At 52.8% G+C, this 7044-nt stretch carries 8 protein-coding genes, 1 tRNA gene and 1 pseudogene; 4 read left to right on the forward strand and 6 right to left on the reverse strand.

Features of this window, described 5'->3' with window-relative positions; all coding sequences use genetic code 11:
* Positions 1–212 precede the first annotated feature (212 nt).
* Positions 213–1436, forward strand: coding sequence for an MFS transporter (locus F1379_RS26540; protein ID WP_150275484.1), 1224 nt, complete (start codon positions 213–215; stop codon positions 1434–1436).
* 99 nt (positions 1437–1535) lie between these two features.
* Here the strand turns inward: F1379_RS26540 and F1379_RS26545 are convergent, their stop codons facing one another.
* On the reverse strand, positions 1536–2246 hold the full coding sequence (locus F1379_RS26545; RefSeq protein ID WP_150275485.1) for a hypothetical protein: 711 nt from the start codon (positions 2244–2246) through the stop codon (positions 1536–1538).
* A 114-nt stretch (positions 2247–2360) separates the two neighbouring features.
* Between F1379_RS26545 and F1379_RS26550 the strand changes: the two genes are divergently transcribed.
* A complete protein-coding gene (locus tag F1379_RS26550; protein ID WP_150275486.1) occupies positions 2361–2864 on the forward strand; it encodes a hypothetical protein in 504 nt (167 codons plus the stop codon).
* Positions 2865–3016: 152 nt separating this feature from the next.
* Here F1379_RS26550 and F1379_RS26555 read toward each other — a convergent pair.
* A tRNA-Leu gene (locus tag F1379_RS26555) sits at positions 3017–3101 on the reverse strand.
* A gap of 177 nt (positions 3102–3278) precedes the next feature.
* Between F1379_RS26555 and F1379_RS26560 the strand changes: the two genes are divergently transcribed.
* Positions 3279–3764 (forward strand): YhjD family protein, encoded by a 486-nt coding sequence (locus tag F1379_RS26560; RefSeq protein ID WP_239004835.1) that lies wholly within the window; start codon positions 3279–3281, stop codon positions 3762–3764.
* Between the two features lie 123 nt (positions 3765–3887).
* On the opposite strand, the gene F1379_RS26565 is transcribed toward F1379_RS26560, so the two are convergent.
* The 3 genes from F1379_RS26565 to F1379_RS26575 form a co-directional block, all read right to left on the reverse strand.
* Positions 3888–4106 carry a hypothetical protein gene (locus F1379_RS26565; RefSeq protein ID WP_150275487.1) on the reverse strand — a complete coding sequence of 73 codons (219 nt, stop codon included), beginning with the start codon at positions 4104–4106 and terminating at the stop codon, positions 3888–3890.
* Between the two features lie 95 nt (positions 4107–4201).
* Complete coding sequence (locus tag F1379_RS26570) at positions 4202–4519, reverse strand: hypothetical protein (RefSeq protein ID WP_150275488.1); 318 nt, start codon at positions 4517–4519, stop codon at positions 4202–4204.
* A 104-nt stretch (positions 4520–4623) separates the two neighbouring features.
* Positions 4624–5196: a xanthine phosphoribosyltransferase gene (locus F1379_RS26575; protein ID WP_150275489.1), complete on the reverse strand. Its 573-nt coding sequence runs from the start codon at positions 5194–5196 to the stop codon at positions 4624–4626.
* A 181-nt stretch (positions 5197–5377) separates the two neighbouring features.
* Between F1379_RS26575 and F1379_RS26580 the strand changes: the two genes are divergently transcribed.
* Positions 5378–6496 carry a YkvI family membrane protein gene (locus tag F1379_RS26580; RefSeq protein ID WP_150275490.1) on the forward strand — a complete coding sequence of 373 codons (1119 nt, stop codon included), beginning with the start codon at positions 5378–5380 and terminating at the stop codon, positions 6494–6496.
* A gap of 386 nt (positions 6497–6882) precedes the next feature.
* Here F1379_RS26580 and F1379_RS30765 read toward each other — a convergent pair.
* Positions 6883–7044 (reverse strand): annotated as a pseudogene (locus tag F1379_RS30765) (IS256 family transposase); the annotation flags it as partial.

A 7044-nucleotide genomic window follows, 5' to 3' on the forward strand; every position in this document is an offset into this window, starting at 1 on the left:
GGGACTGTAATCATACCAAACTCAAATACTATACGTTCATTTTACTAAATAAACAGCACCAAGGAAAAATAAAAGCAGCACTTATGTAAAATTCAAACTCCACAGAAAAAAATTCATGCCGCCTATTTACAAAACGATACGTTCAGTATATCATTGGGTTATCGAATTAATAAACTAAACGTTCAGTATTTATTTCAAGGAGGATGATTTTGATGAAACCGGCAACTCAAGCTGCTCCGCAGCGCATTTCAAGCTGGATGATGTTTCTGCTGGCCGCTGCCTGCGGCCTCATTGTCGCCAATCTGTATTATGCCCAGACTCTGGTAGGCCCGATCAGTGCATCGACCGGTCTTTCCCCCGCAGCTGCGGGCTTTATCGTCACCATTACCCAGATCGGTTATGTAGCCGGGCTATTGTTCATCGTGCCGATGAGCGATATTGTGGAGAACCGGAGACTTGCGGTCATCTTTCTTGGCATCGCCGTTCTGGGGTTGCTCGGCGCCGGCTTCGCAGCCAGCGCTCCGCTCTTCCTGGCCTCTTCGCTGGTCGTCGGCATCGGCTCGGTAGTTGCACAAATTCTTGTCCCCTATGCCACCTACCTCTCCTCTGAAGAGCAGCGCGGGCGGGTCGTCGGCAACGTCATGAGCGGTCTCCTGCTGGGCATCATGTTCGCCCGGCCGCTTGCCAGCTTTATTACCAGCCTCTGGGGCTGGCGGTCTGTCTTTCTTCTCTCCGCCGGTATAATCGTTCTGCTGACGCTCGTTCTTTCCCGCGCTCTGCCCCGGCGCCGGCCGGACCATGCCGTCCGCTACAGCCAGCTGATCGCTTCTCTCGGCACGTTGTTTGCCCATACTCCGGCTCTGCGCCGCCGGGCCTTCTACCAGGCTTGCCTCTTCGGAGCCTTCAGCCTCTTCTGGACCACGGTTCCTTTACGCCTTGCAGATGATTTCGGCATGTCCCAGCAGGGAATCGCCCTGTTCGCACTGGTCGGCGTCGGCGGTGCGGTCGCAGCCCCCATCGCCGGACGGCTGGCAGACAAAGGGCTCACCCGGCCGATGACGGCGCTGGCGCTAGTCATTGCCGTCCTGTCCTTCCTGCTTGTCTATCTTGTCCAGGGCAACTCGGGCGCCGCACTGACACTGCTGCTGATCTCCGCAGTAACACTCGATATGGCCGTATCGGGCAACCTTGTGCTCGGCCAGCGAATCATTTATTCCCTGGGCAGCGAAGCGCGGGGACGGCTGAACGGGCTGTTCATGGCGATCTTTTTCATCGGCGGCGCCATCGGCTCCAGTCTCGGCGGCTGGTCGTACGCCCGGGGTGGCTGGGATCTCAGTGCATTGCTCGGCGCACTCCTGCCGATTCTCGCGATGTTCTACTTCCTTACGGAGAAAAAGCCCGCTGTCTCCGAGCCTTTGTCAGAAGGTGCCAAATAAGGCGCCCGTCTCAGGCGACGCCGGCCTTATGCGGGCCGGCAGCCAAGCCAATTAAAGCAGCCGCCTTCCGGTTCGTCCGGAAGGCGGCTGCCTGTGTCTTCAGGGAATTTCTCTCAGGAACAACGGCAGTTCCTCCAGATCATCGGTTGTTAACCGGATTTCGGCCATTTCCTTCCCGGCCGGAAGATAGAAGGCCAGATTCATGCGCCCTTCCAGGCTGACGACCAGCACCTGAGCGGAATCGACAGGCATTGTGTCCAGAAAGCCGCTGATTCTTTCAGAATTGTCAACATTTCGCACATCTTCGTCTATTTCGTAAACGGTAATGTTACCACTTTTATACTCTGATATATTATCGTTAAGGATAGACAGTTGATCATTCACCTGCTCGCGCTTGATCTCGCCACCCCAGCCATAACCGGACAAGATTTCCGCCGCAGCCGGCGCTTGATCCGGGTCAGTATAGGGCCGCAGGGTATAAGAATAGTACGGATCATGAACAGTACGTACACCGCTAAGCTTATTGGAAATCCCGTAGGTATCCGAGCGGTATAGCTCAAATCCGAACACCGGCGAGGACGGGTCATAGATCAGCTCAAGCGGGCCGGTCCCGGCAATGTAGTCCGGAATTGCGTAAGTATGATCCTCCAGAGCGAGCTCCGCCTCCTGCCGCCATTCCCGGTAAGAGGAATCTGGCCTTGCTGCATTCGGGTAATCCTCCCGTAAATCACATGAGGTCATCGTCAGAAGACAGCCGAGAAGAACAAGCCATTGCCATGTTTTAATGCTGACCACCCGCTTTGCTGGCATTTATTACGAGCCTTAGAGCTCTGTAATCGTCAGCATAGCATTCAATGATCCATATTTTGTTACAAAATATACATCCGGCATTGTCGCCGGTATGATCAAGGAGGAGCTTTCACCATGAACAGAAACCACAAAATTTCCGCCGCTTTGCTGCTCACCTTTGCCCTTGCTGCGGGCATTACAGCCGTCTCGGCTGCTCCGGCGGCCTTATCCGGCAGCAGCCGCAGTCCGCAGGTTGCCGAAGCCGTGACCACGGTACATGACGGAGAAGTCATTTCTGACGGCATCAAGGAGCAATTGGCTCTCCAGTGGGCGGAAGCCTGGAAGACCAGAGACGGACAGCAGCGCCTTGAGATCATGAGCGGAAAGCTGCAGGAAGAATACCGCAATCTGCAAGCGCTCGAGACCGGCGATCCGGATAACAACGTCATCCGCTGGTCCAGCCCGTGGGTGGTGGATTACACCGTTCAGTCGGAAGGCGATACTTCACTCATCACCTATCGGTACACCGATTCTACCGGCACCAGATATGAAGGCCGTGAGCGGCTGAGCTATGGTGAAGAGAACGGGCAGGCAGTAATTATCCAAAGTGAGACGATCGAGGAAATGAAGCAATTATAGCCAATGTATCGCGATTACAGTAAATGGTTTTCATTTAACTCCATGCACAGAAATCACCCTGTAGTCTACAATATCGGTATCGGTGCTGTGAGAAAACAAAAACAAAAAAGGCCCGCTGTTGCCGAAGCAACCAGCGGGCCTTTCTGTAGGTATGCGGTCGAGAGGACTCGAACCTCCACGGGGGGTTAGCCCACACGGACCTGAACCGTGCGCGTCTGCCAATTCCGCCACGACCGCGTTTTTGATGATACCACTTTCGCGGCCACAAGATAGATCTTATCATGCTGAGCATTTGGAGTCAAGGAATTTTTATTAAATATTTTTTAAACATTTTTTGCATAATTCTTGCTTTCAAAACCTGGAAAGATGTATAATAAGAACAAAGGTTCGCATACTATAAATGAGGTGATTTATATGGCGACTACCAAGACCCGCTCTTTAAATACAGCAACTTTAAAAACATCAACTTTCAATACGTCAACTCTTCCCGAGGAAATAACCATAGACGAAACGTCCCTTGTCAGAAGCTACCTGCTGCTTACATTTATCCATAAAGTATTTGAGCGTGATTGCCGTGTCATCGGCAAGAGCGGCCTGCTCAAGACGCCGCAGCTTTACATGGAGCTGGTATCCGGCGCTACCAAGAAGACCTCTGTAATGCTGCAGGAGGTCACCCGCGAGTTGACTTCACGTGGAGTGAAGATTACGACGGTCTGCCAGGATCAGCGCGGCGTTGAGGCCAGGTACAATTGCCGCGGCTATGCGGGAGAGATGACCATTGCCTGGCCCGGCTTCCGCCAGGAGATGATGCAGCGCATGCGTGCTTATCTGGGATTAACCCCGGAAGTAGCGCTAATGACCAAGGACACGCACGTGGAACAGATGGCTCTTTCGATTTAACGTTATCCGTCAACTGACGGTGCATGAGACAAGGGGATGCCCCATTCAGCAGTGCTGAGTGTGACATCCCCTTATTTTTAATACAGTCTTCGTATAGTAAATTTCTTAGATAAGCAACCTTCCCTAAGCTTCCTCCGGAGCCCTTCTAGGCTCCTTGGCCGGCTGGTACACGTAATTCCGGTCCAGCTTGACCACCCGCTTATTGGGCCGGCGTACCATCACCTGGGTGTCATCCCAGGCGAGCACAATTCCTCTGATATCATTACTCTCCAGCGCATCGCGCACCACGCGGATCTTCTCCCCGGATATCCGGTAAGCATCCAGCTGTTCGTCACTGATCATAACCGCCGTTCCCTCCGATTAAAAAAGGCCCTGAGGATCAATCATCCAGGGCCTGCTTCTTGATACTGCATACTAAATGTATATCTGATGAAGGTCTATATCAGCGCTTCATTCTTCTCGAACCAAAAGTCAAGAACTTTAGCGGACATCACTCGCTCTTCCAGGTATTCCACCTGATGATCCGTGAAATTCTGTCTCCAGTTGAAATCCAGCTCTTCACACAAGCCAGTAATAGTCAGCAGCTCCGACCAAGCGACATAACGTTTGTACCAGAAAAATTGAGGATGTTCGATCATATAGGGATATAGATCGTCGAACTCCGTATGTTTACAATCCAGAGCACGCTCGAAGTGATCTTTGGCCTCGGTTAATTTATCAATAAAAAATTGCTCTGTCACCGGTTCTTTCCCCATTGTGACGCCTCCTCTCCTATGTCTAAGGTTTATTATAAAGGAAAAGTCATGGGGTGAAAAGCGGATGTTTGAAAAATAGGCAATGTTTCTGTAATTGTCACGATTTAATCGCCGAAGACAATTTCGCCGCCGGTAAGCGACATAATCTTGACCAGTGACTCCAGACGTACGCCTTGCTCCCGGATGGTGCGGGCACCGGCCTGGAAGCATTTCTCCACCACGACGCCTAATCCGACCAGCTCCGCTCCGGAGCGTTCGATAATCTTGATCAATCCCCGCGCAGCGTCGCCGTTGGCGATAATATCGTCAATAAACAGCACCTTGTCCTCCGGAGAAATATATTGCCGGGACAGCATAATATCCGTAACGATTCCTTTGGTGAAAGACGGCACGCGTTCGCACAAGGCGTCGGGATCGGCCAGCAGCGTCTTTTTGCGGCGGGCGAATACAAGCGGCACCTTCATTTCCAGCGCGGTGGCAAATGCCACGGCAATCCCCGAGGATTCCACTGTCACCACCCGGGTTACACCGGCATCCGCAAATCTCCGGGCAAATTCCCGTCCCATCTCCACAGTCAGCTCGGGGTCGACCTGATGATTCAGGAGACCATCCAGCTTCAGCACCTGATCCGAGACGACAACCCCTTCCTGCAAAATCCGTTGTTTCAATAACTCCATGACGTTGACCCTCCATTACCTCATTAATCCGGACGTTCCTCTGCTAATCCCTGTTTAAAGCAAGACGGAAGTCATGTCCATTCTCTACTCATCATAACCTGTACTATATAAACAGACAAGGTCACACACGCTTTCCGGCGCCAGCCGGCAGGCGGGGCACTGCATTTCAAAGGAGGGAGCCATGAAATCCCATATCCGTGTCCTGCAAATCGCTTTTACCTATATCGGTACCATTGTCGGCGCCGGCTTCGCCACCGGCCAGGAAATTCTCCGCTTCTTCACCAGATACGGGCACTGGGCCGTGCTGACAATTCTATTGTCTGCGGTGCTCTTTATTTGGCTAGGCACCAAAATGATGATCATCGCCCGGCGCATCGCCGCCGAGTCCTACGAAGATTTCAACCGCCATTTGTTCGGTGAACGTACCGGAAGCGCCATCAGCCTGTTCACCATGTTTATTCTGATCGGCGTCAACAGCATTATGCTCGCAGGAGCCGGAGCCATATTTGAGGAGCATCTGGGCCTGCCGTACCAGGCCGGGCTGCTGATTACTATTCTCGGCTCCTACTTTCTGCTGAAACGCGGAATGTCCGGCGTTCTGCAAATTAACAGCCTGGTTGTGCCATTAATGCTGTCTTTGTCGCTGATAATAATTTTTAATACGTTTGGCCTGCCGGGCGTAGAGCGGTTCCTGTTCCTGCAGACGGACGAAAGCACGGTTGGCGCGTGGCTGTCCCCCGCGCTCTACACGGCGTTCAACCTCGGCATGGCCCAGGCAGTACTGGTACCGCTCGCACGCCATACGGCTGAAGAGAAGGAATTGGTGCGCGGAGGTATCCTCGGCGGAGCAGGCATCGGATTCATGCTGTTATCGGCACATTTTGCCATGAGCTCGCAAATGCCGGGCATTCTGCAGTATGAAATCCCCATGGGCAGCATCGCCGTCCGGCTGGGCCCGCTGGTGCAAATCATTTATCTGCTCCTGATCTTCCTGGAAATCTTCAGTACGTTTGTAGCCAGCATCTACGGCGTAGGGGTTCAGCTCCGGCAGCGTCTGCCGGTCGCCTCCGCCCTGATCACGCCGCTTCTGATGCTGATTTGCTATTTGCTAAGCCAGTTCGGGTTCAGCTCACTGCTGGGCATCTGTTACCCGATCTTCGGAGCGTTGTCTCTGGTATGGGTAATTATGCTGGTGCGGGCCCCCCTCTCCCCGCCGCCGCGGGAAGGCGGCTCTCCGGGCCCTGGCGGCAAAAGCATTACTGTTGCTGCAGCCGGAGCGGATGTGCGCAGCCGCAAGTAGGGCGCCGGGCCGACTCTTTATGCATAAGTATAGGCAACCCGCTACGCTGAAGGCGGGAGCAGAGTAGTCAGAATTGGAGAGGAATGCCGATCCCCGCCTCCGCACGATCCTGCTTTTCGCTAGGTGAGCTTGGTTTGTGGATTATGGTCGATTTTTCGCCTACAATGGGTCAGTTTTCCTCAAAAGCAAGACATTGTGGTCGGTTTTTCGACTACAATGGGTCTGTTTTCCTCAAAGGCAAGACATTGTGGTCAGTTTTTCGACTACAATGGGTCTGTTTTCCTCAAAGGGGTAGCGTCAAGAAGTTTGTGTAAAAGAGTAAAAGTATTCTTCTGGGACATCGGTGAGATGGTTCTCTTGGTGGGGGAGGCCTCCCCCACCAAGAGTTATTCAGCAGGCTGTGTAGGATACCGTTCTTCAAACATCTTGTTTAACTTCACCTTCACATCTTTATCTCCAAAGCCGCGAATGACGCGTTCTGCAAATCGCTCGTTGTAGTCAATGACGTCGAGGTAAATGACCTTTTCAGCTGCGTCCATGTTCGTTAG

Origin of the sequence: Paenibacillus tepidiphilus, assembly GCF_008635795.1 — a bacterium.
In the GTDB taxonomy this organism is placed as follows: Bacteria; Bacillota; Bacilli; order Paenibacillales; family Paenibacillaceae; genus Paenibacillus_AQ; species Paenibacillus_AQ tepidiphilus.

Excerpts from the sequence above, each read along its gene's own strand:
- F1379_RS26540 (WP_150275484.1), top strand. The coding sequence starts at position 213 with ATGAAACCGGCAACTCAAGCTGCTCCGCAGCGCATTTCAAGCTGGATG.
- F1379_RS26545 (WP_150275485.1), bottom strand. The coding sequence starts at position 2,246 with ATGCCAGCAAAGCGGGTGGTCAGCATTAAAACATGGCAATGGCTTGTT.
- F1379_RS26550 (WP_150275486.1), top strand. The coding sequence starts at position 2,361 with ATGAACAGAAACCACAAAATTTCCGCCGCTTTGCTGCTCACCTTTGCC.
- F1379_RS26560 (WP_239004835.1), top strand. The coding sequence starts at position 3,279 with ATGGCGACTACCAAGACCCGCTCTTTAAATACAGCAACTTTAAAAACA.
- F1379_RS26565 (WP_150275487.1), bottom strand. The coding sequence starts at position 4,106 with ATGATCAGTGACGAACAGCTGGATGCTTACCGGATATCCGGGGAGAAG.
- F1379_RS26570 (WP_150275488.1), bottom strand. The coding sequence starts at position 4,519 with ATGGGGAAAGAACCGGTGACAGAGCAATTTTTTATTGATAAATTAACC.
- F1379_RS26575 (WP_150275489.1), bottom strand. The coding sequence starts at position 5,196 with ATGGAGTTATTGAAACAACGGATTTTGCAGGAAGGGGTTGTCGTCTCG.
- F1379_RS26580 (WP_150275490.1), top strand. The coding sequence starts at position 5,378 with ATGAAATCCCATATCCGTGTCCTGCAAATCGCTTTTACCTATATCGGT.